The following is a 26,483-nucleotide window of genomic DNA, read 5'->3' as shown; positions in this document are numbered from 1 at the left end:
GGTCATGATGAAAACACCCCTGATTGCTTCACTCCTGACAGCCCTGAGCCTGACATCACTCCCGCTTGCGGCGCTGGCCCGCACGGTGACGGATGATGCCGGAAACACCGTCACCGTTCCCGATCGGGCCAGGCGTATTGCCGATGGCTGGTATGCCCACCACTCGCTGCTGATGACGCTGGGCGCAGGTGACCGGATTGTGGCGACGGTGAACCACGCCAAAGACCGGCCCTGGATGTTTACAATCCAGCCTTCGCTGAATCAGGCGTTATCCGTGCATGGCCGCAGCTTTGAGAGCGAAGCATTGCTGGCGCACAAGGTGGATGCGGTATTTGTAGCGGCAGAGGATGGCGATGCGGCGGCTTACCGTCAGGCAGGCCTGCCGACGCTGGTGATGGGGTTTGATGATTTTCCCTCGATGGAGCGTTCGCTGCTGACCACTGCTGAAGTAGTGGGAACGGATCGGGCACGACAGCGTGCTGAGGAGTACAACGCTTATCTGGATCGACAGATTGCCAGCATACAGGCCAAAACTGCCGGACTGAGCCAGAGCCAACGCCCGCGCGTGCTGCATATTCAGTCGCTTCATCCACTCAAGGTGGATGGCCGTAATACGCTGATTTATACCTGGATTAAGCTGGCGGGTGGACGAAATGCGGCGGCAGAAGTCGATGGCAATATGAAAGAGACCTCGCCGGAGAACGTGCTGTTCTGGCAGCCAGATATCATCATTATTGGTGCAGGGGCGGGAACCCTGGCCAGTTCAGATTACGCCTCGTTGTTCAGCAGCCTGAAGGCAGTTAAAAACCATCAGGTGTGGCAGAATCCAGCCGGCGTCTTTCCCTGGGACAGATACGGCACGGAGTCTGGCCTGCAGATTCAGTGGGCAGCAAAATTACTGCATCCGGCGCTGTTTAAAGATCTGGATATGGTCCGGGCAACGCAGGATTTTTATCAGCGGTTCTTTGATTATCAACTCACTCCGGATCAGGCTGGCAGGATATTAAAAGGAATGGGGCCGGAGTAAGGCCGGGAAACTGAAAAAGAATCTGATGAATAAACAGATTCTTTTTTTTATGGAAAAAATAAAGCATTCCTACTCTGATTACATGTTGTTAACTTCAACATTAAAAGTACATTTTGGTCAGGATTATTCACATGTAAATTATATGTTATCCGCCTTCTTTTCTGATTAATATCCATTACTGTATTAAAAAATACCAATACAAAATATGCACATTTATGCCTGAAAAATTTTGAAAGGGTTAATCAATTTCTTTCCTGGCCGGGTTAATCATCCAGTGCCAGAATCGCTTCAATCTCAATGTTTAAATCTGGTGAAAAAAGCTGGCTAACCTGAACCAGAGAACTGGCAGGAAGATGCGAGCCAAAATGACGGAATAAAACGGTTCTCAGCGCATTTATTTCATCCAAAGCAGTCACAAAAATAGTCACTTTAATCAATGAGGCCAGTGAAGTTTTTTCAGCCGTGGCTATTAGCTTAAATTGAGCGAAGATTTCTTCAGCCTGTTCAGCTATACCCTGCTTTTGCGCCGGGGAACCAAATGCTGTTAGCCCGGAAACATACAGGGTATTGTTGTGCTTAACGGCATGAACATAAGGCGCTTTTACTTCACCTAATTGTGGGTAATTGACTCTTGTTAGCTTTTCCATTTTGTCATCCTTCATTGAGATTTTATCTGCTGAATAATCGCTGCCGGGTCAGCACCTGAATGTATCACATACATCTTACATTTTTATTTAGAACCGGCTTCACATTTCTATAATTATCAGCCCGTTGTAGGGGTTATTCAAACGCCTTCAGATTGACATAAACACCTCATAATTTCATGATTATCAGGCATTCATTACAGCGGGTATTTTTCATATTAAATAATGAAAAATAAATAACAACGCCCCATCAATGTTAAAGCATTGACAGGGCGTCTGACCAACACGTTAAGGACCTAACGCTATGGCTAAGCCGAAGTGTACCCAAACCCGTTTCGAAATAAAGACTTTCGCTCCTTTTTACGAGGAGAATCACAATGTTTGACGAAATGCTTTCAATTGAAACGCTAGCAACACCGGAACTTTGTGACCAGTGCCTGGCTCTCACCTGGGCAATCAATGAGCTTGTCGACCCGATGATCAGAGACACACTGAACTGGATATTGCTGGAACGGTTACAGCATCTGAACCAGCGATTTAGTGATGTAAGTGAGGTGGAGTGGCAGCCTTAACCGGCTTAAGGGCGGATGACTCCGCCCTTTCAGTTTCGAAAGGATGAGCATAATGGAGTGTAAAAAAAGTAGTTTGAATCATTATGATTAGCTATTATTAAAAATTAATCACTCCGGAGGAGTTTTTCCATGGGCCAACCATTAACACGCGTCATTACTGCACATGTACCGATAGAAATGGCAGAAAAATTGGACGAAATGGCAGCTGCTTACGATCGTTCACGCGGCTGGCTTATCAAGCAAGCGCTTGCGGCCATCATTGAACAGGAAGAAAGGCGTCATCAACTTACCCTGGATGCTCTTAATGCTGTTGATGAGGGCAGAGTTGTTGAACACAATGACGTCGTGAAATGGGCGAATAGTCTGGGGACAGACAAAACACTTCCCCTCCCCAAATCAGGAAGATAACTATGCGTTTTATCTGGACTGACCCTGCCTTAGAGGATTTAGACAGGGTTTATCACTTTCTTGCAAAGGTCAATCCCAGGGCCGCAGCCAAAGCCATTCAATCCTTAGTTAACGCACCTGCTCATCTAATAACTCATCCCCGGCACGGCGCTGTTTTGAGTGAATTTGAGCCCCGGGAAGTTCGCAGGTTGATCGTTGGTCAATATGAAATGCGCTATGAACTCAAAATCAATGATATCTATCTCCTGCACGTATGGCATACGAAAGAAGATCGCTGACCTGATTTTTCAGGATAATGTCCTTTGATACCATCCCGCTCACCCCACTCTTAATAAAGCGTATTTTTAATCCGTTCCGGCAGCGCTTTATCATAAGCGTCACCATCAATGGCCGACTGCGAGAGTGCTTTCAGGATGCTCCCCGTGCTGGGAAGTTGGTTGCGGGTAATCCGGGCGGCAGGGTCCCAAAGCTGGGCACGGATAATGGCCCGGCTGCATTGAAAAAAGACGCTTTCCACTTTGATACGCAACACTGAACGGGGTTTATTGCCGTTAACCGCAAACCGTGCCAGCAGGTCTGGCTCAATACTGATTTCAGCCTTGCCGTTCACCCGCAATGTTTCTCCGATACCTGGGATCAGAAACAGCAGAGCCACCCGCGGATCGTTAATAATATTTTTCAGACTGTCGATACGATTGTTGCCCCGCCTGTCTGGCAGCAGCAGCGTCTTCTCATCTTCAATATGAATAAACCCGGCGGGATCGCCACGCGGTGAGACATCCAGACCAGAAAGGCCACAGGTTGCCAGCGCCACAAAGGGCGACATTTCAATAAAGGGAAGGTAAGCGGCGTGGATGTGGTCGACAACTTTTATCACTGAAGGCTGCGCAGGCACACCGTAGATCTGTTCAAGCTCTTCTGTAGTGGTGATGCGCTGAATATCTCCGGACATTTTACCCCCTGATTTCATAAATGCGTCCTCTGCTTCGGCATGATCCTGTGCACCTGAAGCCTCCAGCCAAGAGTAGTACAGCGGCATCGTTTCGGGAATGGAGTCAGCCCCGCTCATGCGGTACGGCTGTCTCATTACAGACCAAAAACCTTCGCGTTTTACGTCAGGCTATCTATGATTTTATAAACGGGGATCACCGGGGAAGCAGGCATGAGCGATGAATACGTCACCTCAGATGAGGACATGGCCGAAGCAAGAGCGATCTGTAATGAGATTGGCGGCGCGGTATTAACGGTTTTAGGTGAGAAGCGCGCCTTCACCGTTGAATCCCTGATCACGACCTTAAAGCGAATGAAAGCCAGCGATTATGATTACGGTAAGGAAAGGACGCAGGCTGCTGAAAGAGCACAATTTATTCTGGGGAAATTCCTGTGAAAAAATCTACTGTACTGGCGTTATTGATCCTCGCCTTCTCTGGTGCGGCCTGCTCGCAACTCTCTCAACTGCCGCTGGTGCCTCCGAAGCAGGACATCATTGCTACGCCGGTCGCGGCTAAGTGCGATGTCAGCATTTGCCAGCAAAATTGTTATGTGCAGAACAGCCAGTGTGACCGTAATGATAACAGCGGCTGCGGGGCAAAAATGCAGGCCTGCGTTCAGGCCTGCACCTCCCAATGCCGCTAGTCTGATGACTGATTCAGATTCTTAATCAGCGCCTGATAATCGTTGCCGCTAGCCCGACGGCTGATTCAGGTTTTTGATCAGCGCCTGATTGAATTTTGCAGGCTCCTCCATCTGTGGCGCATGGCCCATGCCCGGGAATTCAATCAGCGTGGCCTGCGGAATCAACGCTGCAACCTGTTTGCCTAACTCATTGTAATGACCAATTTTTGCCTTCACTTCCGGCGGCGCTATATCGCTGCCAATCGCCGTGGTGTCTGAAGTGCCGATCATCAGGGTGGTTGGCATCTTCAGATCTTTAAATTCGTAATAGACCGGCTGGCTGAAAATCATGTCGTATTGCAGGGCAGAATTCCATGCCACGGTTTCCTTACCCGGCCCATTATTCAGCCCGGCCAGCATATCCACCCAGCGATCGTATTCCGGTTTCCAGCGTCCGACGTAATAGGTGTTCAGCTCATATTTTTTGATACCGGCAGCCGAGGTTTTCAGCTCCCGCTGATACCAGTCGTCCACGCTGCGCCACGGCACGCCTTTCGCTTTCCAGTCTTCCAGCCCTATCGGGTTCACCAGCACCAGTTTCTGCACCTCCTGCGGATACATCAGCGCGAAGCGGGTTGCCAGCATGCCGCCCGTTGAATGGCCAACCAGGGTAACTTTATCGATATTGAGTTTTTTCAGCAGGTTCTGCGTATTCAGCGCAAGCTGCTGGAAACTGTACTGATAATGGGCAGGTTTGCTGGAGGTACAAAAACCAATCTGATCGGGCGCGATTACCCGAAAACCAGCCTTACTCAGCGCATCAATTGAATCCTGCCAGGTCACGCCACAAAAGTTTTTACCGTGCATCAGCACCGCAGTGCGGCCATTGGCTTTGCCCTGAGGCTGGACGTCGATATAGCCCATGCTCAGCGGCTGGCTCTGCGAGCTGAAGGAGAATTTCTGAATGGGATAGGGGAAATCAAATCCCTGGAGTTCAGGGCCATACTTCGGCGTTGTCTTTGCCGCAGTGGCAGAAAAAACCGTCACCAGGCCTGACAGCATCAGACCATGAAAGATTTTCGACACAGGCATTATCCTCAATGATATCCAGTAGCGGGAAGGAAAATCAGAATAAACAAGGAGTAACCATAGCGGATAAAAAAGTTTGTCAGAAGGTGTGACCGGGTAAAGAAGCGCAAAGAAGCAAAGCCCCGCGGCGGCCACAATTAAACCCCCGTCTCAATTTTTAATAAAACCAGCTTTTGCCTCTGCAACGATCTGGTTAATTTTCTTATCCGGTTTACTTTTACTCATAACCAGACTCTCGCCTGTCACACACATCTGCTTTTAACTCCCCCTTTTTTCTCTTGCATGTCTGATACGCTAATTCAATAATAATGAAACAGCATTTTATTAAATTGGTGAGATCGGTAGCGGATTTCTTTACCTGAACGCCAGCGGTAGGCGTGGAGTGGCAAAATCACAAAGGTTATCTCCTTCTGCTGGTTCTACCTTACTTCATCCCCCGACGAACAGCCGGGCGTTAAAGTGGGTTAATCAGGATGAACGCTATGAAGACACGCAAACCAGCAACGCTAAATTATTTAGCTTATGGCTCAGGTGATTTCCTCGGTGCCGGTACGATGGCGCTGACTTCGGCCTGGCTGCTCTATTTCTATACCACCTTCTGCGGGCTCAGCCCCATTGAAGCCACCTCAATCTTTGCCATGGCTCGCGTGCTGGATGCCGTGGTCAGCCCGCTGATGGGCTATCTCACCGATCATTTTGGCTCCACCAGATTAGGGAAAAGGTTTGGCCGCCGTAAGTTCTTTATCCTCACCGGCATCCCGCTGGTCTTTACCTACAGCCTGATGTGGGTCGGCGATATGACCTATATCTATTACCTGCTGACTTACCTGGTGTTTGAAGTGGTCTACACCTCAATTCTGGTGCCCTATGAAACGTTAGTGCCGGAAATGACCGATGATTTTAAAGAGAAAACCAAATTCTCCGGGGCACGTATCGCCCTGGCGCAGCTCTCGGCAATCCTTGCGGCATTCCTGCCCGGCGTGCTGCTGAATATCTTTGGCAAAGACAACGTGATCTCCTTCTTCTATGCCAGCCTGGTGTTCTCCGTGCTGTGCGCGATTGTGTTGACACTGGTGTGGTTCAACACCTGGGAAAGACCGCAGGAGAAAAAATCCGCTGCCGCGCTGGAAGCTGAACAGCAGAAACTGACGCTGAGGCAGAGCCTGTCCAGGCTGAAAATTGAACTGACTTCTACCCTGCGGGTGCGCATTTTCCGTCAGCATCTGGGTATGTACCTCGGCGGCTATATTGCTCAGGACGTGTTTAATGCGGTCTTCACCTATTACGTCGTCTTTGTGCTGATGCAGAGCGCCAGCATGGCCTCGAACCTGATGGGCACTATGGCGATCATGCAGTTTGTGGCGGTGATCGGCATGATCCCCCTCTGTATCCGCTTCGGGCCTGCCCCTTCATACCGCCTTGTCGTGCTGCTTTTTGGCTTCAGCGCCCTCTCTTATGGCGTGCTCTATTACGCCGGGCTGAGCGATGTGTTCTCCCTGCTGTTACTGGTTTCCGCTATCGCCGGGCTGGGACGGGGCGGTATCAACTACGTGCCGTGGAATATCTACACCTACATTTCTGACGTGGATGAAGCGATCACCGGGCAACGCCGTGAAGGCATTTTCGCCGGGATCATGACGCTGACCCGCAAAGCCTCGCAGGCTGGCGCGGTGATTCTGGTCGGCATTCTGATGCAGCTTTCCGGCTTTGTCACAGGCAGCAGCACGCAGACTTCAGCGGTCAGTCACGCCATTCTGATGATCCTCTGCGGCGGTACGCTGGTGATGCTCTGCCTGGGCTTTGTTATCTCCCTGCGCTTCAGACTCAACATGGCGACTCATCAAACGCTGCGCGAAGAAACCGGAAAAATGCGGGCAGCGGGCAACGTGGTGCCGGGCAGTATCACTCCGCAGGCCAGGGCCACGGTGGAAATGCTGGCCGGTCTGCCTTACGAGTCGCTGTGGGGTAACAACAATATTGGTTACCTGAACCGTCACAAGCCCGCTGCGAAGGCGCTTCCCGTTACTCCACCGGCCGATCCTGTCATCCGCCAGTCAACCCGTCATTCCTGACCCGAGGGCAAATTTATGTTGGTCTATCCCGTAAAACAGAGCGAACTGCTACGTCAGCCGGAACGCTTTATTTCCAGCACAGAGCTGCATCAGCTGATCAATAAGCTGGTGGATAACCTGGTGAACATCAGGGATAACACCGGCGAGTTCCTGCTGCGTCTTGATGACGGGCGGGTGATTGATACCAAAGGCTGGGCCGGCTGGGAGTGGACGCACGGCATCGGGCTGTATGGCATCCATCAGTATTACCGCCAGACTGGCGATGACCGGCTGCGGGCGATAATCGACGGCTGGTTTGCCGACCGGTTTGCCGAAGGTTCCACCACCCGCAATGTGAATACAGTCTGCCCCTTCCTGACGCTGGCTTACCGTTATGAAGAGACGCGGGATCCGCGCTGGCTGCCTTATCTGGAAAGCTGGGCAGACTGGATAATGCATAAAATGCCGCGCACCGACTGCGGCGGGTTGCAGCACATTACGCTGGCCGAAGAGAACCACCAGCAGTTGTGGGACGACACGCTGATGATGACCGTGCTGCCGCTGGCAAAAATCGGCAAGCTGCTTAATCGCCCGGCCTATATTGAAGAAGCCAAATACCAGTTCCTGCTGCACACCCAGCACCTGATGGATCGGCAAACTGGGCTGTGGTTCCACGGCTGGACCTTCGAAGGCCACCATAACTACGCTCATGCCCGTTGGGCGCGTGGCAACAGCTGGCTGACCATTGTTATCCCGGAGTTTCTCGACCTGCTGGAGTTGCCGGAACAGGATGCCACCCGTCGCTATCTCCAGCAGGTGCTGGCCAGCCAGCTTGCAGCACTGGAGCAATGCCAGCATGAGAGCGGGCTGTGGCACACGCTGCTGGACGATCCCGATTCCTACTTAGAGGCCTCTGCCACGGCGGGCTTCGCCTTCGGCATGTTGAAAGCGGCCCGACGCCATTATGCCGACGAACGCTATATCGCCGTGGCTGAAAAAGCGCTGAAGGGGCTTATCGGCCACATCAATCACGAGGGTGAACTGACTCAGGTCTCTTTCGGCACCGCGATGGGTAAAGACCTTGATTACTACCGCCAGATCCCGCTGACGTCGATGCCTTATGGTCAGGCGATGGCGATTTTATGCCTGGTGGAATACCTGCACCGCTATCTGTAAAACAACGAGGAAAACAGCATGATCCTGAACAATTTTTCTCTGCACGGAAAGGTGGCGATGGTCACCGGATGCAATACCGGCCTGGGGAAAAGTATGGCCGTAGGGCTGGCTCAGGCCGGTTGCGACATTGTGGCGATTAACCGCAGTGAACCAACCGAAACGGCCGCCGAAGTCACAGCACTGGGTCGCCGTTTTCTCAGTCTTAAAGCCGATTTAGGCCAGCAGGAGCAGCTTGCCTCCCTGGTGGAGCGGGCAGTGGCTGAGATGGGTCAGATCAATATTCTGGTCAACAATGCCGGCATCATTCGTCGTCAGGAGGCGCTGGATTTCAGCGAACAAGACTGGGACGAAGTGATGGACGTCAATATCAAAACGCTGTTCTTTCTGTCACAGCAGGTTGCCCGCCAGTTCATCAAACAGGGCGGCGGCGGCAAGATTATCAATATTGCTTCCCTGCTCTCTTTCCAGGGCGGGATCCGCGTGCCTTCTTACACCGCATCGAAAAGCGCGGTAATGGGACTGACGCGTGAACTGGCTAACGAATGGGCCGGATACGGCATCAATGTCAATGCGCTGGCTCCCGGCTACATCGCCACCAACAACACGCAACAGTTGCAGGATGACGAAACGAGGTGCGCAGAAATTCTTTCACGTATCCCTGCCGGGCGCTGGGGAGAACCTGATGACCTGATGGGGCCGGTGGTTTTTCTGGCCTCGGCTGCCTCTGATTACGTTAATGGCTACACCCTTGCAGTAGATGGCGGCTGGCTGGCGCGCTAATCACTGACCTTATTTCACCCTCCAAACCTGAACACGGGAGTAAATATGAATATTGCACTGATGATGGAAAACAGCCAGGCGGGAAAAAATGCCCTGGTATTAACCCAGCTTGAGGCTGTGGCGGCAGACAATAATGATGCGGTGTTCAATGTGGGAATGCAGGACGATCGGGACCATCATCTGACCTACATCCATCTGGGGATCATGGCCAGCATCCTGCTGAATGCCAGAGCCGTGGAGTTTGTTGTCACCGGCTGCGGCACCGGCCAGGGGGCATTAATGTCGCTGAACATCCACCCTGGCGTAGTGTGTGGCTACTGTATTGACCCTGCGGATGCTTTCCTGTTTGCACAGATCAATAACGGTAACGCGCTCTCTTTACCTTTTGCCAAAGGCTTTGGCTGGGGAGCGGAACTGAATGTTCGCTATATCTTTGAGAAGGCGTTTACCGGCCGTAAAGGCGAAGGTTATCCACTGGATCGCAAAGAGCCACAGGTGCGTAACGCAGGTATTCTTAACCAGGTGAAAAGCGCAGTGATGAAAGAGAACTATCTCGACACGCTGCGGGCTATCGACCCTGAGCTGGTAAAAACGGCGGTGGGTGGCGAACGCTTCCAGAAATGCCTGTTTGAGCAGGGCAAAGATCAGGAAATTATTGCCTGGGTTAAACAGCTGATCGGTTAATTCTCTCTTTCCACTTAAACCGTAACTGGCCCCGGCTGGTTACGGCTTTTGCCGTTTCATCTCACCTGGCCTGTCTGATAGCTTCATTTCCCGTCAACGCCCCCCATTATTGGTGCCATCTGTCTGATTCGTGCCCGTAATCAGCCGCATAACCGATTGATTGAACTGTTTATTAATTTTATGCTTACCACCCGCAGACGGGCTGAATGAACGGGTTATTCATTGCCGTCAGGCTGAGCAGCACGATTTTTACAGCAAAAAAGTCTGTCCCGGCCAATTCACCACTAAACTTTGATCCATGCCGTTTTACCCTGCTGTTGATCCCGGCAAAAGATTCCCGTTTCATAAGGAGAAAGTATGAAGAAAGTAATGATGCTGCTCGCTGTTCTGGCTGCCACAGGTTCGGTACAGGCTGCTGAACAGTCTGACGATCCGGCACAGGGCTATATTGCCAATCTGTGTACCCTGGTGACTCAGGAAAAATCCACCGGTTCTTCAGACAGCTATATCACCCAGCTGAAAGCGCTGGATGCCCGCGGCAAATCCCCTTCTGCACAGGAAACCCCGGAGTTTGATGAGGATGAAGCCAGAACCGTGGTGGCAGCCTGGCTGAACCTCAGCGATGAACAGAAAAAGCAGGCGCGGCAAAGCCAGGACGCCTGTCAGAATGCCACTCTGGATGAGTATCAGAGTCAGGATTAATGTCTCAATGGCCGGGGAAAACCCGGCCACTTCTTTTCATCCGATCCGGCATCCCGCCGTCAGACGGTGTGAAGTAAGCGATCCAACTGCCGACGTAGCAGCGCGTTCTCTTTCTCCAGACGATCCACTTTCTCCATCAGCGTCAGTGCCATCGCAATTCCCGACCACTCCAGATCGAGTTCAATTTGCAGACGTCGTGCCCTGCGCAGGCTGCGCAGCGCATGATAATCAAAGATCCAATTGGTCTCTGCTTCAACCGGCGTTATCACCCCCAGCCCCACCACCTCATTCAGTTCTTCCGGGGATATATCCACCGACTGGCAGATCTCAATCACGGTCAGTCTGACTTGCTCGCTCATGATGCGGACTCCCATGCTGCACGGGGATTAAAGGCGGCTTTTTCCGCCAGTTCACGCCACAGGGCGCTGGTCTGTTCATCGGTTTTAGCTGGCATCACCACCTTAAGGATGGCATAGAGATCGCCGCTACTCTTTTTGCTGGCAAGGCCTTTGCCTTTGATCCGCAGACGCTGACCACTCTGACTGCCAGCCGGGATGGTCAGGGCAATTTTGCCGGTTAACGTCGGAACCTCCACGCTGGCACCCAACGCCGCCTCCCAGGGCGCAAGCGGCACGACAATCTGCAAATTTTGTCCATCGACTTCAAACAGCGGATGCGGAGCAAAACGGATCACCAACCAGAGATCGCCATTTGCCGCACCCTGACTGCCTGCCACGCCCTGGCCTTTAAGGCGGATACGTTCACCCTCCACCACCCCGGCGGGAATTTTCACCTTAAGGGTTTTAGCGACTTCATCAATCTGCCGTCCATACTCATCCAGCACCGGTACGGTAAAAGAAACCGTCCGGCTCTCACCGGTGAGCGTCTCTTCCAGAAACAGCGGCACCTCCATCTCCATATCCTGCCCTCGTGTTGGTGGGTGCCGTTGCGTGTGGCCCCGAAAACCCCGGGCCTGGCTACCGAAAATCGATTCAAAGAAGTCAGAATAGTCACCGCTGTTGCCCTGGTTTCCCTGCCAGTGGCCCCCGCCAAAGTCCGGAGACGGCTCTGAAAAACGCGGATCATCGCGGTGCAAACGCAGGTTGTCATATTCGGCGCGGCGCTCGCTGTCTTTAAGTACCTCATACGCCTCAGCCATCTGCTTGAACTTTACTTCGGCATTAGCTTCTGTACTGACATCCGGATGATATTTGCGCGCAAGCCGCCGGTAGGCTGTTTTTATGGTTTTCAGATCTGCGGAGGGATCGACCTCCAGAAGGGCATAATAGTCTTTGAATTCCATCTGATAACACCTTCTTTTTGCTCGTTATTTGAGATAAGTCGGGTTAAGTCCATTGAAAACAAATCAGGCTGTGTCGTCCCACGATGAGGAAAAGGCACTTTAGGAGTGTAAGGCGAATTTCAGTAAAAAGAGGGATGATTTTATGGAGAGGGTTGGAGCGAACTAAGAGTGATAACCATCGGTCTGTCCCTGACCGCGGCTATCGAGGGTTTCTGGCCGGAACCATTAAGACATGGCGCCTGGCGGCACGTGTTTGAACGCTTCAACATAGCTGTGTAACACGCGTTTAAAGAATTTTTTCATTTCAGTACCTGATTCAAATTTTGTTAGTAAAACGCAAAAAAATTATACAATACGACTGTTTTACAGGCAATAAAATTTGAGCCAGATCACACAATTGGCCTTCAGTATGCAAAGTTTAACTTAAACGAAGGGTAAACAAGCGGGCCGTTGCCCGCCAAAACGGGTGAAGAAAAACGAGGAAAATCAGGAAAAAAGGCCCAGATGCTCAACCAGAATGCTGCTGCCGATACCGATTAGCACCACGCCACCGAAAACTTCGGCCCATTTGCCCATTACCGGCCCAAGGAAACGCCCGAGCAGGATACCAGCCGTCGCCATCACCAGAGTGGAAGCACCAATGGCCAGTGCGGTGGTTACAATGTTCACCTGGAGAAACGCCAGGCCAACGCCAACGGCCATCGCATCCAGGCTGGTCGCCACTGCGGTGGTTGCCAGCAGGGCAAAGCTGTGACTCTGCGGCGCCTTTTCTGTTGTCTCTTTCTTGCGAAAACCTTCGTTGATCATTCGCGCGCCCAGCACGCCCAGCAGAATAAAGGCCACCCAGTGATCCCAGGCCATGACATAGCGACTGGCCGCAATCCCTACAGCCCAGCCAATCAGTGGCGTCAGGGCTTCAATTACGCCAAAAATTAATCCGGTGCGCAGGGCCTCCTTCCAGGAAGGGCGATGCAGGGCGGCGCCTTTACCCAGGGCAGCGGCAAATGCGTCCATGGACATGCCGAAAGCCAGAATTAACGTTGCGTAAAGATTCATTGTGGTTATACCGGTTTGAGAACCTCAAAGGTGCTCAACACATCAAAAGAACAGGTCCCGGTGAAAAAATAAGCGCGGGAGTCTAAAGGTGAAACGCATCCTATCACGCGAATACGGTAAAAAAAAGACAACAAAATCAGGGGTTTGAGTATAGCCTTGGCTATACTTTTTAACGAATGCTAATTCTGTACAAAAAAAACCACCAAAAAGGCTAAAAGAATTACTGTGTTAAGCGGCACAACCCTGAACAGGTTGGGGGAATTCCAGGCAAAAAGAAGGGAATTAAACGGGGGAAACCGGCGTGTAAATTCAGGGTGAAAAGGGGAGGATTGCTGCTGACGGCCCTCATATCATCAGACCCAGCAGAAAGAGACAGAAGAAGGCATCATAACAATATGCGCTTCACCGGGGTTTGTTGCCTGCTATAACACTCCGTAAAATTTTTGAAGAAACCAGACATGTGCTGCCGGATTAAGAAAAATAGATCTGCTATTTACTTAATAAGTTGGGATTATCTTTTGATAAACTTTGTCCCGGTTGATTTTCAAATTACTTTGTTTAATAAAAATCAAAGCTCTGCCCAGCCCATCAGACTGTAACCAGTATTGGTTAAACTGTTTATGAGTATAATTCAATATTCCCCATGCCGGGTCTTGTATCTGTACCCAGAACTCATCAACGCCTTTCAAAATCACAAAATGACCTTTACCAAACCTTTTCAGGTAAAGGATTGCTGGTGAATGTATTTCCTTAATCTGCGAAGGAGTTATTTTTACTCCTGCAGTTTTGATGTGGAACTTATCAGCCACCAGGGAAAGATCTGCAAAAGAGTATTCTGGCTTAAGATGAAAATATTTCAGCAACTCCAGTTCATTTTTTTCAATGGAAAAATGATTTTTGAAGATATCAGATAAAGAAGCAACACCACAGGTATTGTCATATTTTTGTTTTTCAAACCCGTTAAAACGCAATTTGTCGTATGAAGATTGTGAATCATTACTGTACGTCATTGACAGCACTATAATGCTAAACAATCCGAGTTTAGGGAGAACATTCAATTTACACCTGCCCATGATAAAAGCATCTGAATTGAAAAGAACCAGGGCATCGCATTATAAAAACCGAAATGTTTATTAAAATCTTTATCTTTTATAACGTTCAATTTATTAAGATATTGAATTGAGGCGCCAAATATAACAATAAAAACGACATTAAGAAAGATATATATACTTGCACCATAGTAAAAGTTAGCTATAGCCATGAATGCAGCATGAACAATTAGCAGAAGGTTTTGCGTTTTCTTTACGTGTCTGTTTTTTATAAAAATTAAAGTGTAGAGACTAATAGATAGTAAGTTTGGGATATTCCAGTCCATCACTTTTTAACCCCATGACACCCATTACTGTAACACCCTCCGCTGCTCGCGCCAAAAACGTCATTGATTCCAGCGGCTACACTTATCCCTATTAATGCGGAACCTGTTGGTCCAATAATAGGGTATAGTGCCCCACCAACGGCGCCCCCAGCCCCTCCTGCTATAATATTTAAATTGCTGGGTGAATTATTGGGAGCTGTAGCGTAAGCTCCAATAACCCCAGTTACAATGCCTGAAGCTGCTCCAACAATTATGGGGCCAACTTTTCCTTTAGTCTCCTCCATTTCGTCAGTTCCCATGCGGATAAAAGCATTATAATCTAACGTAGGGACTTCAGAGCGTACCAGTATCTCTTCAGCAGGAGCCGCCTTCTCAAAAGACAAAGCCCAAGTGATCATTGAAAGAGGTGCAATACCAAGAATAAAGATGATAGCAATCAAATTCTTTCTGTTCATAGAATAACTCCTACATTTTATAGTTTATCCCTAATGAAATAACTGAGTTTTTATTACCTCCTACCCCACCTTTTACATTCACACTACCAGTCAGATCCTCAAGTAAATTTATAGTTGTGCCTGCTAATAGTGATGAAGTGCTTCGCCACTGCTTTTGATTACCATACTGGCCATATGAATTAATGAAGTCCTTTGATACACCCCAGCTAAGATTAACTTCTGGATTGACAGCAAAAATAACCCTTCCTGTTGTAATATAAGCAACATAATCGTTTGAGAATTTTTCTTTTGATATTCCATCGAGAGACCCAAGTGATATATTTAAAACTAATGGATCGTAAATCCAGTTAAAGGATGAACCCAAAACATAACTTTTTACTTCACCCTTGTTTATATTTACACCACCATAAAAAATTGTAAAATCAGACAGGATATATGATTGATAACTTAACCCGAACCCTGCCCCATTAAATCTGAACTCATCTTTTTTAGAGTAAACATTATCACTGCTTTGGTATTGTGTATTCAACCACTGTCCATTCAATGAAATTGCCAATGATACTCGATTGGTAATACCATACATACCTGATAAAAAACCTGAAAGTCCATTATTTTCTTTATCATAAGACTTCGTAGTTTGATCAACAACATACTGTCCGGGCGCGACCTGAGTGATATACACCACAGGATAATCCCCTGTTCCATTCGAGTTTATAATATTGATACCTGAACTGAATGACCAATTCTTTTTATCTGGCAAGAAATCCTCAATCTTGAGGATATTTTTAGGGGATTCATTTGCGATCTGTGCAGTATGTGCGTTGAACACCCCTATTGCATAAAATAAGATGACAGTAATTATTTTCATAGCATCCCTGCATCATGATTTATTTTTCCTGAATCTAACCTATTGAGAATTATAATCGATGTCAACCAGTAAAATAATTTATTTTAGTGAAAAACCTAATTCTCTTATTGGAATGAATAACACTTATAGGAAAATAACTTCCAATAACCGGTTAATTAATAACAGGTACAACTAACAATATACCTCTACTGAGGAATAAAATTGTCATTGTTATCAAAACATACTTTCATTAAAAGGTCATGAATAGCGACAAGTAGCAATTTATAGATTAAAATCATTAACTTATATTGCTTGCAGGAAGTTTAACAATTTACAATTCCAACGGGACCGTTGTACAACAGGTAAGTTATTCCGGTTACAGGTTTATTTTCAGAACCCTTTTCACAAATAACTTACCCGATTAAATTCCCAGAAGTTTATTAGCGCCAATTATGGTTTTAAAAATTTTGCTTCCCACTGATAATCAGCCACATCACTTTTATTAGATGCACCTTTTTCAACTAGCATCAGCACTGTTGGCGGCTTTTCTATGCCAATATCCTGCATATGCAACGGGACACCCAGGTTTTTTGCAGCGTGATATGCTCCGGCAATCAGTAGTGATGGCATTGGTGCAGCTGACAAACTTTGGGCCATACGTCTGTCGCGCTGTTGCTGAATAGCTAACATGGCGTTGAGCTGCTGCGAATCTATTCGGTTCCCGTGTGAAAGACGGATGATGTTTGAGAGAGACTGACGAACTTCAGGCTGGCTGGAAAGTAGTCCTTGCGTAAAAACAGGATGTTTATAAATATCCGAGATTTCATGGCGGTCAAGATTTGCACTTAATAACGGATAAGGTGCCTGCAATGCCGTAATAACTATTGGGCCATATAGTGCCCAGTTCCAACTTTGTTTCCAGTTCAAATCCTGCATTAATTGAATACCATTGTCTGGAAAAACAACATATAAAGAGTTTTTGATGGTGTCAATTTTGACCTGTTGGTCCGGAGTGAACATTTCCATTAATATACTGCCCTGAGGCCGGTAATGTGGCAGTTCATCGATCAGCCAGTGCTCAATTTGATGGTGAGCAACATTATCATGCTGTTCTCCGATAATGATCACAGGCTGTTTACTCAAAGCTAAAAGGAGTTGTTGGGCTGTCAGTAGCTTACCTGTATGAAGATCAGTGATGTTACCTGATGGTTCGAACATATCTGATAAGACAATCTCTGGTGAATGCTTGCTGCCACAAGCTGTTATCAGCATCAAAGTAAGTAAAACGAAGATTCTCATCGAAATTCCTTTTCGTTGCAGTAATGAACAGACTATGAGCATTAATTATTCCTTGCAATCACTACCCGTTTTTTACGTGAGGATTGAACCTGAGCCAGGTTTGCCGGAAAATGGCCGCCAGTTATCAGAATGGAACACAGATGAAAAACCCTTTCGTGACCTTTTTAATGCCGATGAGCACGCTGATGCTGGGTATGCTCTCCGCTTTGCTGCTGCCCGCGCCCTGGTTTGGCCTGAGCCTGACGTACCGGCTGATGGCGATGTTCCATCTCAGCGACATTGGCCAGCTTTATACGCTGGTATTTTGCCTGTGGTTTTTGCTGCTGGGCGCCATTGAGTACTTTGTCATCCGCTTTATTTACCTGCGATTTATCAAGGTATGAGATGGACAAAGCTTTGGTTCAAACGCGCAATCATGCTGGCCATGATCGTGCTGATTGTCCTGCTGGGGCTGCGTGTGGCGCTGACAGAGCGGGGGCCCGATCTACAACTGTGGCATACCTGGGTGCCGGAAGAGTTAAGCGACAGCGAGATGGACCGCACCGACTGGGCGGGCTACCTCACCAACGAGCAGAAAATCTTTGCGGAGATGAAAGCCAACGTCAGCGATAAACTGCCGGACGATAACCCCGATACCTACAATCGCTACGCAGAGCAAAGCCCGGTATACCCCGGGCATTTTGCTACCGACTGGAACCGCTCCTATATTCTGATGCCGCAGGGCAAACCTCGCGGTGCCGTAGTGCTGCTTCATGGCCTGACCGATTCCCCTTACAGCCTGCGACATTTTGCGCGCGATTATCAGCAGCATGGCTATGTTGCTGTGGCTCCGCGTCTGCCCGGTCACGGAACTGTTCCGGCGGCGCTGACCAGAGTGGAGTGGGAAGACTGGATGGCGGCCACACGTCTGGCGGTGCGGGAAGCCAGAAAACGCACGCCACCGGGCACCCCATTGCACATCGTCGGTTTTTCTAATGGCGGTGCGCTGGCGATGAAATATGCGCTGGATGCGCTGGAAGATCCTGAGCTGCCCGCGCCGCAAAGGCTGATTCTGCTCTCGCCCATGATTGGCGTCAGCAGCTATGCCCGCTACGCTGGTCTGGCGGGGATCCCGTCCATCTTCCCGGCATTTGCCCGTTCCGCCTGGCTCAGCATCCTGCCTGAATTCAACCCGTTCAAATATAACTCCTTCCCGGTGAAAGCGGCTCGTCAGTCCTGGCTGTTGACCAGCGCACTACAAAGCCAGCTGCATCGCGACCAGGCCAGCCAGCTGCTGAATAAACTTCCTCCGGTGCTGACTTTCCAGTCAGTGGCTGATGCTACCGTCAGTACCCCCGCCGTGGTCCGGGGCCTGTACAATTTGCTGCCGGATAACGGTAGCGAACTTGTGCTGTTCGATGTTAACCAGTCGGTGCAGCTCTCTCCGCTGATGCGCAGCAGTGCAAGACATGCGGCTGCACAACTGCTGCCCCCGCCGCCCCGTCACTACACCACCACGCTTGTCACCAATGCGTCGGTACAGGGCAACAATGAAGTCGCCAATACCACGGCAGCAGGCAGTACTACCACGGTCAGCACGCCTCTGGGGCTGAGTTACCCGGCGGATGTCTATTCACTGTCACACGTGGCCCTGCCCTTCCCGCTTACCGATTCTCTCTACGGGCGAACGCCTGAGCACCCCAATGAGTTTGGGGTAAGTTTTGGCTCGCTGGCGCCAAGAGGAGAACGTTCGGTGCTGATAGTCAGCCTGGATTCACTGATGCGTCAGTCTTCCAATCCTTTCTATCCCTGGGTGCTACAACGCGTGAATGCCACAATCAGATAAGCGTGACAGCAGACATCCTTTGTAACAGCCGGAGCGGATGCAGATCCCTTCGGTCCGGAGTGGCAAAGTTGGTGTAAAATCCGGTCTGCTGCACAATTATTGCGCAATACTCAGCATTTATCGCTGACACGACACTTTTTATTGCCCGTTTCGCAGTGGTTATTACCAGAAAAGTGACGTTTAGCCCTGCCATCGCCCGGTAAATATCCTCTGTCACGCAGGATCCTCTTTTCCGCGCTGCAAGCCTGTTGCAGCGCGGTTTTCACCATTGAATGCCGCCGGTGCAGTGCGTAAGATTCTTTAACATGTTTTACAAATAAGAAACTGCTATGCAAGCCTCCATCGCCTCAACTCACGACGCCGAAACCGACACCACGCCCGTAAATTCACGCGGTAAAGTGATGGTCGCTTCGCTTGTCGGCACCGCTATCGAATTTTTCGATTTCTATATTTATGCCACCGCTGCGGTTATCGTTTTCCCGCATATTTTCTTCCCACAGGGTGATGCCACCGTGGCCACGCTACAGTCGCTGGCCACCTTCGCTATCGCCTTTATCGCGCGCCCTATTGGTTCAGCGGTATTTGGCCACTTCGGTGACCGTGTCGGACGCAAAGCCACCCTGGTGGCCTCCCTGCTGACTATGGGTGTTTCAACCGTCGTGATTGGTTTGCTGCCGGGTTATGAAACCATCGGCGTTTTCGCGCCTCTTCTTCTGGCGCTGGCGCGCTTTGGACAGGGCCTTGGCCTGGGCGGAGAATGGGGGGTGCAGCCTTGCTGGCTACCGAGAATGCTCCTGCCAAAAAGCGTGCGCTTTACGGTTCGTTCCCACAGTTGGGTGCCCCGATTGGCTTCTTCTTTGCCAACGGCACTTTCCTGCTGCTCTCCTGGCTGCTTACCGACGATCAGTTTATGTCATGGGGCTGGCGCGTGCCGTTTATCCTCTCTGCGGTGCTGGTCCTGGTCGGGCTTTATGTTCGCGTTTCGCTGCATGAGTCGCCGGTGTTCGCCAAAGTCAAAAAGGACAAGAAGCAGGTCAAAATGCCGATTGGCACGCTGCTTTCTAAGCATCTGAAGGCGACCATTCTCGGCACCTTTATCATGCTGGCGACCTACACGCTGTTCTATATCATGACCGTTTATTCCATGACTTATGGCACCACACCAGCGCCAAACGGTCTGGGATTCCCGCGCAATACCCTGCTCTGGATGCTGATGGTGGCGGTAATTGGCTTTGGGGTGATGGTACCGATCGCGGGTATGCTGGCTGACCATTTTGGCCGCCGTAAGACCATGATTGTGATTACGCTGATGATCATCGCCTTCTCGCTGATATTCCCGGGCATGTTAGCGTCTGGCAGCCAGCTGATGGTGATGGCTTTCCTGCTGTGTGGCCTGAGCATTATGGGGCTGACCTTTGGCCCGATGGGCGCGTTGCTGCCGGAGCTTTTCCCGACAGAAGTGCGTTATACCGGAGCCTCGTTCTCCTATAACCTCTCCTCGATTCTTGGTGCTTCAGTGGCCCCTTATATCGCGACCTGGTTAGCCCATACCTATGGCCTGTTCTATGTCGGTGTATACCTTGCCGCTATGGCCTGCCTGACGTTGTTTGCGCTGATCGCCAGCAAAGAAACCCGCAACGAATCGCTCTACGACTGATTGTCTGAAAGCAAAAAACCGGCTCCGGCCGGTTTTTTTTGCGCTGTAAGCGGGGAAAACTGCGTATTGCGGTTAGCCCGCCCTGTAGCAGGCACCTTGGTTTTGATGCCTGAGTCAGTGGGGGAAAGAAAGGGAAGCGGACGATCCGCTTCCCCTGGTCGGGCTTACTTCTTGCTCTTCATCTGCTTCAGCACGTCAGTACACTGATTCTCTTCATTATCGCTGGGTGAGATCAACGCCAGCAGCGCCGCCGCAGGGGCCACTACGGCGCCAAGCGCGACGGCTGCGGCACCACGGGCAATCAGCGGACCGGCTTTCACGCCAGCATCAGGGTTCTTGAACGTTCCCTTAACGTAGAGTGGCGAACGTAGGGTAATAATACGGATACCCTTACTCTCCGGATCGATCGACAAATCCATCCGTTCGTTAGCGAAATTGGTGGTGCCGGCAATATTGATTACCGCATTTTCGGTATCGAAGACAAACAGCCTGGTCGAGGCTAACCCGTTTCTGACGTTAAGATCCGCGGCCGCACAGTTGATGCGTACTTCATCATCACCAAACAGTTTACCCACCACATAGTTGCCGACATTCAGGCCGACAATCTCCATCAGGCTACGGCTGATTACCCCATCATTCATCAGCATCTTCAGATCGCCGTCGCTGGTGGCGAGGATATCGGCTACCGAATTGCCGGTACCGCTCAGGGTGGCGTCGCCGTTCATCTGCCCCATACTGCTTTGCATGGCAGCCACATCCGGGAAGAGCTGTTTAAGCTTCAGATTCCGGGCATGGAGATCGGCTCGCGCACGCATCGGGGTACGGTTGCCTTCCATATGAATGGTCGAATTCAGATGGCCTCCGGCCACGCCAAAACGCAGCGGATCGAGCAGCAGGTCGCCCTTTTTCAGCACCAGGTGCGTATAGAGATCGCTGAGCGGTAACGAGTTGCTGTGTTCAATGCGTTTGCCGCTGAATTTTACATCGGCATCCATCACATCCCAGCTTTTGGTATCGAATTTATCATGAGGCAGTACCCGATCGGCAGGCTGGCCGGAAGCCTCACCGCGCTTAGCCTTGGCCTGCTCGGTTTTCTCACTGCCCTTGCCGGAATTGACCCCAATCAGCGGCCCCAAATCAGCCATTCTCAACTGTTCAGACTCAAGCGAGCCCTCAAGTTTAGGACGAGGTTTCCCCTGGGTGTAGGTCATTGAACCGTGGATATCGCTGTCGCCGATATGGCCGTTGAAGTTTTCATAACGGAATACCGGCCCGCCTTTCTCCTGGAAGCGCGCAATCAAGTGCCCGTCCGTTTCGTAAGGGGGAGTATCAGGCAGCAGAATGCCGGTCAGGCCATACAGATTAGCCAGCGTATCTCCCGAGAAGCGCAGGCGGATATCAAGCCCTCCCAGGTTAAGCGGATCCTGTAATGTGCCGGCTACCTGAACGCGGGTGGTGCCATTGCGAACGTCTGCCGCAAGAGGGAAAGGATTAGTTTTACTGCGCAGCGACAGCATGCCGCCGATTTTCCCGTCCCCGGTCAGCTTCTCATCGTTGTAAGTCCCGGAAGCTTTCCAGCCGAAGACGAAATCAGAAGCGCCCTTCTGACTCTTATCGTCTTTGCTACCTGCTACCTGAACGTATGGCACTGGTTTACCCAGGGGATCAACCGTGACCTGCACATCTGCTTTATTGATCGCATCCCGATAGCGAATCTGGCCCCGATCGAACATGATGTTGTCCAGACGGAAGGTCCAGGCAGAAGGAGCCTGAGCCTGTTCAGGGCTGTCACTTTCGGCCAGCGTAAAGGTCCAGTTGTTCTTTTTATCTGCGGTCTGAATCAGCCTGGCATCCGGCTGTGTCAGCCTGATCCACGGAATAAACACCTCTTTGCCAATCAGCGCAAGAGGGGCAAGCGTGGCATCCACACGTTGCAGATGAACCATAGTGACTTCTGGAATTTCTGGCGGATTGCCAAGCAGAATGTCTTCGGCGTGAACGTGCGGCCAGGGCACCCAACTGCGCCAGCCTGGCTCATCCCGATTGCGCTCCCAGGCCACGCCCAGATCGCCACGAATGGCAAAGGGGCGATTCAGTTCAGCAGACACTTTTTCGTTAATAGTGGGTTTGAGTCGGTTCCAGTCAAAGGTCGCGATAACAATCACCACGATAACGACCAGCAACAAAAAAATCCCGACAATCCAGCTAATTATTTTTCCCGTACGCGACATACCCGGTCTCCTTGCTCGCTTCGGCCTTCTGTAAAGATAGTCGAGAGAACAGGAAACGGGATCAGTTCAGCTGCAAGGGCAACGACTCGAGCTGATCAAAAGAGAGCGGGCGGGCAAAAAAGTACCCCTGAGCAGCAAAAGCAGGAGAGTTTTTCACCTGGATCCACTCCTCGACGGTCTCCACGCCCTCCACGATCACGCCTTTGCAATAGCGGTTAATCAGTATCAGCAACAAGTTAAACAGCTTGCAGCCCTCTTCTGAATTTTTCAGCATGATAAACAGCTCGCGGGCCATTTTGATGTAATCGTACTTCAGTTCATTCAGCGCCGAGAAATTAGCCATGCCGGACCCAAAGTCATCCAGCCACAACGGACCCAGTTCAGGCATCTCCGCGACAAGCTCCTGATGGGGCAACATATAGTGCTCAACCAGTTCAAAACGGACAAAGGGACAACGAGCGATCAGCTCCCGCACAGCACTGTCATGCTGAACCGCAGATAAGGTCGGGCCATCAATATTGACCGAAGCCACTATGCCTGAGGCGATGAATTTTGTTTCCCAGACGGTCAGCAATTTCAGTTGTTCATAAATGATTTGCAGACGCTGAGTCACTTCAAGCGCGGCAAAATAGGTCTCCGGCGACAACCTTTTGCCCGGTGCGGAAGGATGAAACACCGCCGTGAGCAACTCAATAGCCATCAGGCTACCGGTTACCTGGTAGATAGGTTGAAACGTATAAATGCGCTGGCATTCCAGCCAGTAAGCACTATCTTCCTGTTGTTTTTCAACACCCTCTGATGGAGGAAGCCGGTGACTGAGAGCATTCAGCACCATGATATTGTTCCTTTATTATGATGAGACCTCCCTGGAACAGATCTCCCGCAAAGAGAGATATCGGCACCAGCCTGGAGAACTTTATTGCGGGTTCTGCCCATCAAACCAGTGATTGTCGCTTATTACGGTGAGATCTGTTGCGGTAACAGACGCTTTCAGCACGCTGTAATCCTGTTTTCTGCGCCACAGGATAAAAGTAAAACAGCGTTTTAATTTATTGACTCGGCCGGGCCGGACGGCGAAACTGGTCTAAATGTGAATGATGAGTGGCCCCCCATGACACAGAAAAAAATTGCCGTCATTGGCGAATGCATGATTGAGCTTTCACAAAAAGAGAGCGACCTGAGCCGTGGTTTTGGCGGCGATACCCTGAACACGGCCGTCTATATCGCCCGCCAGGTAGAAAACCAGCAGCTCGGAGTGGACTACGTTACCGCTCTGGGCACCGACAGTTTCAGCAGTGACATGATCGCGGCCTGGGAACAGGAACAGATCGGAACCTCGTTGATTCAGCGGATGGAAAACAAGCTACCGGGTCTTTACGTGATAGAGACAGATGAGCATGGCGAGCGAACCTTTTATTACTGGCGCAATGATGCAGCCGCCCGTTACTGGCTGGAGAGCGATCGGGCTGACGCCATCAGTCAGCAGCTTGCCAGCTACGACTATCTCTATCTCAGCGGTATCAGTCTGGCCATCCTCAGCCCACAAAGCCGTGAAAAGTTGATGGGGCTGTTAACCACCTGCCGGAATAATGGCGGCAAAATTATCTTTGATAATAACTACCGCCCCCGCTTATGGCCCTCAGCGGAAGTGACGCAGGCGGCGTACCAGGCGATGCTGGCCTGTACCGATATCGCCTTCCTGACGCTGGATGATGAAACCCTGCTGTGGGGAGAATCGCCTGTGGAAGATGTGATAGCCAGGACCAGAGCCGCTGGCGTGAGTGAAATCGTGATCAAACGCGGGGCGGATGCCTGTCTGGTGGCGGTGGAAGATCGGCCTCTGCTGGAGGTTCCAGCCGTTAAACTGCCAGCCAGCAGCGTGGTGGATACCACTGCCGCAGGCGATTCATTCAGCGCGGGCTACCTTGCCGTGCGCCTCAGCGGCGGCAGTGCCGAAGACGCTGCAAAACGAGGACACCTCACCGCCAGCACTGTTATTCAGCATCGGGGTGCCATCATTCCGCTGGCGGCGATGCCTGAATAAGCTGCACGCGTAGGCGACGGCACCTGCATAAGCTGCACACGCGATTGCTGAAACAGTTACAGGTGCTGACGCCAGCAGGTTAAGACTTTGTCTGGCACAACACCGGCTTTAAATTTCTTTATTACTGTACGGGTGTTTATCGCGATAGCGGATACCGAACCGGGCTTTAAGGTAAATTATCTGCATATTAACTGCCTTATTTGACTTTAGGCAGTTAATTTAATTCCTCATAATATAAATAATCAGCAAGTCCTGATGAAACTCTGAGATTAAGCCCTTTGTCACACATTAAGGTGATAAAAATAATATCTCCCGCCAGTTAAAACGCGTTACCGTCCTGAATGAGTTAATTCTTAATACTCTGTTATTCTCCAGGCCAAAAACCCTTAACGTTATGAATAAAATGGAAATTTATTAAGTACCCCTTAACACCCTCTCTCCATGATCCCTTTCTCAAAAGGTTCTTATTTAAAACAAACAGATAACGGGAGAAAATTACAATTTAAGGTGGCGTTAATTTATTCCCTGGGCATAGTCTGAAACTGGCCAGAATGGCCGATGAAGGCTGGACGCTGTAACCATTAATGGGCAATGTTACTTTCACCGCGACCAGACGAATCCTTATTATTTCTCCCGGCTCGCCTATACTTTTAATAAAAATAAACAGGAGCGCCTGTGAAAACCGAAATAATTAACCTCTGGCCTCATGGCGATGCGCCTGGAGCCAGTGATTCCCGGGTCAGCCCACAAATTATCGACTTGGCCAAAGAATATGAACCCTGGGATCGGGCTGCCAGTGGTGTGAAATGCCCCGAGCTGGCCTTCTGGTATCCGGAAGAGGGGAAATCCAACGGCGTGACGCTGCTGGTGGCACCGGGGGGTGGCTTTGAAAAAATTATGATCGATAAAGAGGGCAGCGCGCTGGCGATGTTCTTTACCGCGATGGGCTACACCCTGGCAGTGATGACTTATCGCTTTCCGCAGGATGGTCACCACGAAGCCGCTGATGCGCCACTGGCGGATGCACAACGCGCGGTGCGCGTACTGCGACATCGTGCTGCCCGTAACCTGACAGGCAAGCGAATCGTGATGATGGGCTTTTCTGCCGGAGGCTACGTGGCCGCCAGCGTGGCAACCCGCTTTGAGGAGAAACTTTATCCGGTACAGGATATTGCCGACTCCCTGACTGCACGTCCGGATGCCCTGGTGCTGATGTATCCGGTGATCAGTATGCGCGAAGGACTGGCGCACCAGGGTTCACGCCTGCGCCTGCTTGGCGAACACCCCACGCAGCAGGAAATTGACGCTTATTCGCTGGAAACGCGCGTCACCGATAAAACGCCGCAAACGCTGCTGATCCATGCGGTCAACGATCAATCCGTGCCGATCAACAACAGCATGGTGATGTTCAGCGCGCTGCGCGAGCACAATGTCCCGAGCGAGCTGCATTTTTACGAGAAGGGGGGCCACGGTTTCGGCATCCGCAACGTCGCCGATCTGCCGCTGGCAAGCTGGCCAATGCTGGTCAACGAATGGCTGCGCGCACGGGTGTGGTGATCCCGGCAGGAAAGATGGGGTACTCAGCAAGGCTGTTAACGTGGATTTGTTCAAAAAACTGAACAGCAAGCAAGGGCGTTACCCGGC

The 26,483-nt window shown here is 50.6% G+C and carries 27 protein-coding genes and 1 pseudogene; 16 read left to right on the top strand and 12 right to left on the bottom strand.

Features of this window, described 5'->3' with window-relative positions; genetic code table 11:
* Positions 1 to 4 precede the first annotated feature (4 nt).
* On the top strand, positions 5 to 1,027 hold the full coding sequence (locus VRC33_RS00775) for an ABC transporter substrate-binding protein (RefSeq protein WP_338559882.1): 1,023 nt from the start codon (positions 5 to 7) through the stop codon (positions 1,025 to 1,027).
* 263 nt (positions 1,028 to 1,290) lie between these two features.
* Here VRC33_RS00775 and VRC33_RS00770 read toward each other — a convergent pair whose 3' ends face one another.
* The gene (locus VRC33_RS00770; RefSeq protein WP_338559879.1) at positions 1,291 to 1,674 is read right to left on the bottom strand and encodes a RidA family protein; all 384 of its coding nucleotides are present in this window, start codon (positions 1,672 to 1,674) and stop codon (positions 1,291 to 1,293) included.
* Positions 1,675 to 2,048: 374 nt separating this feature from the next.
* On the opposite strand from VRC33_RS00770, the gene VRC33_RS00765 reads away from it, so the two are divergent.
* The 3 genes from VRC33_RS00765 (at position 2,049) to VRC33_RS00755 (ending at position 2,929) form a co-directional block, all read left to right on the top strand.
* Positions 2,049 to 2,243, top strand: a complete 195-nt coding sequence (locus VRC33_RS00765; RefSeq protein WP_338559876.1) for a hypothetical protein — start codon at positions 2,049 to 2,051, stop codon at positions 2,241 to 2,243.
* A gap of 129 nt (positions 2,244 to 2,372) precedes the next feature.
* Complete coding sequence (locus tag VRC33_RS00760; RefSeq protein WP_338559873.1) at positions 2,373 to 2,651, top strand: ribbon-helix-helix domain-containing protein; 279 nt, start codon at positions 2,373 to 2,375, stop codon at positions 2,649 to 2,651.
* A 2-nt stretch (positions 2,652 to 2,653) separates the two neighbouring features.
* On the top strand, positions 2,654 to 2,929 hold the full coding sequence (locus tag VRC33_RS00755) for a type II toxin-antitoxin system RelE/ParE family toxin (protein ID WP_338559871.1): 276 nt from the start codon (positions 2,654 to 2,656) through the stop codon (positions 2,927 to 2,929).
* A 50-nt stretch (positions 2,930 to 2,979) separates the two neighbouring features.
* Here VRC33_RS00755 and VRC33_RS00750 read toward each other — a convergent pair whose 3' ends face one another.
* On the bottom strand, positions 2,980 to 3,603 hold the full coding sequence (locus tag VRC33_RS00750) for a pyridoxamine 5'-phosphate oxidase family protein (protein ID WP_338559869.1): 624 nt from the start codon (positions 3,601 to 3,603) through the stop codon (positions 2,980 to 2,982).
* 210 nt (positions 3,604 to 3,813) lie between these two features.
* On the opposite strand from VRC33_RS00750, the gene VRC33_RS00745 reads away from it, so the two are divergent.
* Both VRC33_RS00745 and VRC33_RS00740 read left to right on the top strand, forming a co-directional pair.
* A complete protein-coding gene (locus tag VRC33_RS00745) occupies positions 3,814 to 4,038 on the top strand; it encodes a hypothetical protein (RefSeq protein ID WP_338559867.1) in 225 nt (74 codons plus the stop codon).
* Positions 4,035 to 4,286: a hypothetical protein gene (locus tag VRC33_RS00740; RefSeq protein ID WP_338559865.1), complete on the top strand. Its 252-nt coding sequence runs from the start codon at positions 4,035 to 4,037 to the stop codon at positions 4,284 to 4,286. The genes VRC33_RS00745 and VRC33_RS00740 overlap by 4 nt, the downstream gene beginning before the upstream one ends.
* Before the next feature lie 48 nt (positions 4,287 to 4,334).
* On the opposite strand, the gene VRC33_RS00735 is transcribed toward VRC33_RS00740, so the two are convergent.
* Entirely contained in the window at positions 4,335 to 5,327 is a 993-nt protein-coding gene (locus tag VRC33_RS00735; protein ID WP_338564402.1) for an alpha/beta hydrolase, read from the bottom strand.
* A gap of 500 nt (positions 5,328 to 5,827) precedes the next feature.
* On the opposite strand from VRC33_RS00735, the gene VRC33_RS00730 reads away from it, so the two are divergent.
* The 5 genes from VRC33_RS00730 (at position 5,828) to VRC33_RS00710 (ending at position 10,747) form a co-directional block, all read left to right on the top strand.
* Positions 5,828 to 7,426: an MFS transporter gene (locus VRC33_RS00730; RefSeq protein ID WP_338559863.1), complete on the top strand. Its 1,599-nt coding sequence runs from the start codon at positions 5,828 to 5,830 to the stop codon at positions 7,424 to 7,426.
* Between the two features lie 15 nt (positions 7,427 to 7,441).
* Positions 7,442 to 8,581, top strand: coding sequence for a glycoside hydrolase family 88 protein (locus VRC33_RS00725; protein WP_338559861.1), 1,140 nt, complete (start codon positions 7,442 to 7,444; stop codon positions 8,579 to 8,581).
* Between the two features lie 18 nt (positions 8,582 to 8,599).
* A complete protein-coding gene (gene kduD / locus VRC33_RS00720) occupies positions 8,600 to 9,361 on the top strand; it encodes a 2-dehydro-3-deoxy-D-gluconate 5-dehydrogenase KduD (RefSeq protein ID WP_338559859.1) in 762 nt (253 codons plus the stop codon).
* 45 nt (positions 9,362 to 9,406) lie between these two features.
* Entirely contained in the window at positions 9,407 to 10,045 is a 639-nt protein-coding gene (locus tag VRC33_RS00715; protein ID WP_338559857.1) for an RpiB/LacA/LacB family sugar-phosphate isomerase, read from the top strand.
* Positions 10,046 to 10,402: 357 nt separating this feature from the next.
* Positions 10,403 to 10,747, top strand: coding sequence for a hypothetical protein (locus VRC33_RS00710; RefSeq protein ID WP_338559855.1), 345 nt, complete (start codon positions 10,403 to 10,405; stop codon positions 10,745 to 10,747).
* 59 nt (positions 10,748 to 10,806) lie between these two features.
* Here the strand turns inward: VRC33_RS00710 and VRC33_RS00705 are convergent, their stop codons facing one another.
* The 7 genes from VRC33_RS00705 to VRC33_RS00675 all read right to left on the bottom strand — a co-directional run bounded on the left by VRC33_RS00705 (position 10,807) and on the right by VRC33_RS00675 (position 17,082).
* Positions 10,807 to 11,106, bottom strand: coding sequence for a chaperone modulator CbpM (locus VRC33_RS00705; RefSeq protein ID WP_338559853.1), 300 nt, complete (start codon positions 11,104 to 11,106; stop codon positions 10,807 to 10,809).
* On the bottom strand, positions 11,103 to 12,050 hold the full coding sequence (gene cbpA / locus VRC33_RS00700) for a curved DNA-binding protein (RefSeq protein ID WP_338559851.1): 948 nt from the start codon (positions 12,048 to 12,050) through the stop codon (positions 11,103 to 11,105). Before cbpA ends, VRC33_RS00705 begins: the two co-directional genes overlap by 4 nt.
* 486 nt (positions 12,051 to 12,536) lie before the next feature.
* Positions 12,537 to 13,106 (bottom strand): manganese efflux pump MntP, encoded by a 570-nt coding sequence (gene mntP, locus VRC33_RS00695; protein WP_338559849.1) that lies wholly within the window; start codon positions 13,104 to 13,106, stop codon positions 12,537 to 12,539.
* A gap of 497 nt (positions 13,107 to 13,603) precedes the next feature.
* Entirely contained in the window at positions 13,604 to 14,116 is a 513-nt protein-coding gene (locus VRC33_RS00690; protein WP_338559847.1) for a cysteine peptidase family C39 domain-containing protein, read from the bottom strand.
* Between the two features lie 364 nt (positions 14,117 to 14,480).
* On the bottom strand, positions 14,481 to 14,936 hold the full coding sequence (locus tag VRC33_RS00685; protein WP_338559845.1) for a hypothetical protein: 456 nt from the start codon (positions 14,934 to 14,936) through the stop codon (positions 14,481 to 14,483).
* Positions 14,937 to 14,946: 10 nt separating this feature from the next.
* On the bottom strand, positions 14,947 to 15,804 hold the full coding sequence (locus VRC33_RS00680) for a hypothetical protein (RefSeq protein WP_338559843.1): 858 nt from the start codon (positions 15,802 to 15,804) through the stop codon (positions 14,947 to 14,949).
* Positions 15,805 to 16,233: 429 nt separating this feature from the next.
* On the bottom strand, positions 16,234 to 17,082 hold the full coding sequence (locus VRC33_RS00675) for a ChaN family lipoprotein (protein ID WP_338559841.1): 849 nt from the start codon (positions 17,080 to 17,082) through the stop codon (positions 16,234 to 16,236).
* Between the two features lie 140 nt (positions 17,083 to 17,222).
* On the opposite strand from VRC33_RS00675, the gene VRC33_RS00670 reads away from it, so the two are divergent.
* From VRC33_RS00670 to VRC33_RS00660, 3 genes and pseudogenes are all read left to right on the top strand, one after another.
* A complete protein-coding gene (locus VRC33_RS00670; RefSeq protein WP_338559838.1) occupies positions 17,223 to 17,465 on the top strand; it encodes a DUF1158 family protein in 243 nt (80 codons plus the stop codon).
* Entirely contained in the window at positions 17,462 to 18,907 is a 1,446-nt protein-coding gene (locus VRC33_RS00665; protein WP_338559836.1) for an alpha/beta hydrolase, read from the top strand. Before VRC33_RS00670 ends, VRC33_RS00665 begins: the two co-directional genes overlap by 4 nt.
* A gap of 329 nt (positions 18,908 to 19,236) precedes the next feature.
* Positions 19,237 to 20,564 (top strand): annotated as a pseudogene (locus tag VRC33_RS00660) (MFS transporter).
* A gap of 164 nt (positions 20,565 to 20,728) precedes the next feature.
* Here VRC33_RS00660 and VRC33_RS00655 read toward each other — a convergent pair.
* Together VRC33_RS00655 and pdeH are read right to left on the bottom strand one after the other, a co-directional pair.
* The gene (locus VRC33_RS00655; protein WP_338559834.1) at positions 20,729 to 22,795 is read right to left on the bottom strand and encodes an AsmA family protein; all 2,067 of its coding nucleotides are present in this window, start codon (positions 22,793 to 22,795) and stop codon (positions 20,729 to 20,731) included.
* 61 nt (positions 22,796 to 22,856) lie between these two features.
* A complete protein-coding gene (gene pdeH, locus VRC33_RS00650; RefSeq protein WP_338559832.1) occupies positions 22,857 to 23,630 on the bottom strand; it encodes a cyclic-guanylate-specific phosphodiesterase in 774 nt (257 codons plus the stop codon).
* 276 nt (positions 23,631 to 23,906) lie between these two features.
* Between pdeH and VRC33_RS00645 the strand changes: the two genes are divergently transcribed.
* Entirely contained in the window at positions 23,907 to 24,839 is a 933-nt protein-coding gene (locus tag VRC33_RS00645) for a sugar kinase (protein ID WP_338559830.1), read from the top strand.
* 675 nt (positions 24,840 to 25,514) lie between these two features.
* Positions 25,515 to 26,396, top strand: a complete 882-nt coding sequence (locus VRC33_RS00640) for an alpha/beta hydrolase (RefSeq protein WP_338559828.1) — start codon at positions 25,515 to 25,517, stop codon at positions 26,394 to 26,396.
* Positions 26,397 to 26,483: the final 87 nt, after the last annotated feature.

The organism is Erwinia sp. E_sp_B01_1 (assembly GCF_036865545.1).
Classification (GTDB): domain Bacteria; phylum Pseudomonadota; class Gammaproteobacteria; order Enterobacterales; family Enterobacteriaceae; genus Erwinia.
Note: the sequence above shows the minus strand (reverse complement) of the source record. Positions and strands in the feature narration are given on the sequence as shown.

Excerpts from the sequence above, each read along its gene's own strand:
- VRC33_RS00775 (WP_338559882.1), top strand. The coding sequence starts at position 5 with ATGATGAAAACACCCCTGATTGCTTCACTCCTGACAGCCCTGAGCCTG.
- VRC33_RS00770 (WP_338559879.1), bottom strand. The coding sequence starts at position 1,674 with ATGGAAAAGCTAACAAGAGTCAATTACCCACAATTAGGTGAAGTAAAA.
- VRC33_RS00765 (WP_338559876.1), top strand. The coding sequence starts at position 2,049 with ATGTTTGACGAAATGCTTTCAATTGAAACGCTAGCAACACCGGAACTT.
- VRC33_RS00760 (WP_338559873.1), top strand. The coding sequence starts at position 2,373 with ATGGGCCAACCATTAACACGCGTCATTACTGCACATGTACCGATAGAA.
- VRC33_RS00755 (WP_338559871.1), top strand. The coding sequence starts at position 2,654 with ATGCGTTTTATCTGGACTGACCCTGCCTTAGAGGATTTAGACAGGGTT.
- VRC33_RS00750 (WP_338559869.1), bottom strand. The coding sequence starts at position 3,603 with ATGTCCGGAGATATTCAGCGCATCACCACTACAGAAGAGCTTGAACAG.
- VRC33_RS00745 (WP_338559867.1), top strand. The coding sequence starts at position 3,814 with ATGAGCGATGAATACGTCACCTCAGATGAGGACATGGCCGAAGCAAGA.
- VRC33_RS00735 (WP_338564402.1), bottom strand. The coding sequence starts at position 5,327 with ATGCTGTCAGGCCTGGTGACGGTTTTTTCTGCCACTGCGGCAAAGACA.
- VRC33_RS00730 (WP_338559863.1), top strand. The coding sequence starts at position 5,828 with ATGAACGCTATGAAGACACGCAAACCAGCAACGCTAAATTATTTAGCT.
- VRC33_RS00725 (WP_338559861.1), top strand. The coding sequence starts at position 7,442 with ATGTTGGTCTATCCCGTAAAACAGAGCGAACTGCTACGTCAGCCGGAA.
- kduD (WP_338559859.1), top strand. The coding sequence starts at position 8,600 with ATGATCCTGAACAATTTTTCTCTGCACGGAAAGGTGGCGATGGTCACC.
- VRC33_RS00715 (WP_338559857.1), top strand. The coding sequence starts at position 9,407 with ATGAATATTGCACTGATGATGGAAAACAGCCAGGCGGGAAAAAATGCC.
- VRC33_RS00710 (WP_338559855.1), top strand. The coding sequence starts at position 10,403 with ATGAAGAAAGTAATGATGCTGCTCGCTGTTCTGGCTGCCACAGGTTCG.
- VRC33_RS00705 (WP_338559853.1), bottom strand. The coding sequence starts at position 11,106 with ATGAGCGAGCAAGTCAGACTGACCGTGATTGAGATCTGCCAGTCGGTG.
- cbpA (WP_338559851.1), bottom strand. The coding sequence starts at position 12,050 with ATGGAATTCAAAGACTATTATGCCCTTCTGGAGGTCGATCCCTCCGCA.
- mntP (WP_338559849.1), bottom strand. The coding sequence starts at position 13,106 with ATGAATCTTTACGCAACGTTAATTCTGGCTTTCGGCATGTCCATGGAC.
- VRC33_RS00690 (WP_338559847.1), bottom strand. The coding sequence starts at position 14,116 with ATGACGTACAGTAATGATTCACAATCTTCATACGACAAATTGCGTTTT.
- VRC33_RS00685 (WP_338559845.1), bottom strand. The coding sequence starts at position 14,936 with ATGAACAGAAAGAATTTGATTGCTATCATCTTTATTCTTGGTATTGCA.
- VRC33_RS00680 (WP_338559843.1), bottom strand. The coding sequence starts at position 15,804 with ATGAAAATAATTACTGTCATCTTATTTTATGCAATAGGGGTGTTCAAC.
- VRC33_RS00675 (WP_338559841.1), bottom strand. The coding sequence starts at position 17,082 with ATGAGAATCTTCGTTTTACTTACTTTGATGCTGATAACAGCTTGTGGC.
- VRC33_RS00670 (WP_338559838.1), top strand. The coding sequence starts at position 17,223 with ATGAAAAACCCTTTCGTGACCTTTTTAATGCCGATGAGCACGCTGATG.
- VRC33_RS00665 (WP_338559836.1), top strand. The coding sequence starts at position 17,462 with ATGAGATGGACAAAGCTTTGGTTCAAACGCGCAATCATGCTGGCCATG.
- VRC33_RS00655 (WP_338559834.1), bottom strand. The coding sequence starts at position 22,795 with ATGTCGCGTACGGGAAAAATAATTAGCTGGATTGTCGGGATTTTTTTG.
- pdeH (WP_338559832.1), bottom strand. The coding sequence starts at position 23,630 with ATGGTGCTGAATGCTCTCAGTCACCGGCTTCCTCCATCAGAGGGTGTT.
- VRC33_RS00645 (WP_338559830.1), top strand. The coding sequence starts at position 23,907 with ATGACACAGAAAAAAATTGCCGTCATTGGCGAATGCATGATTGAGCTT.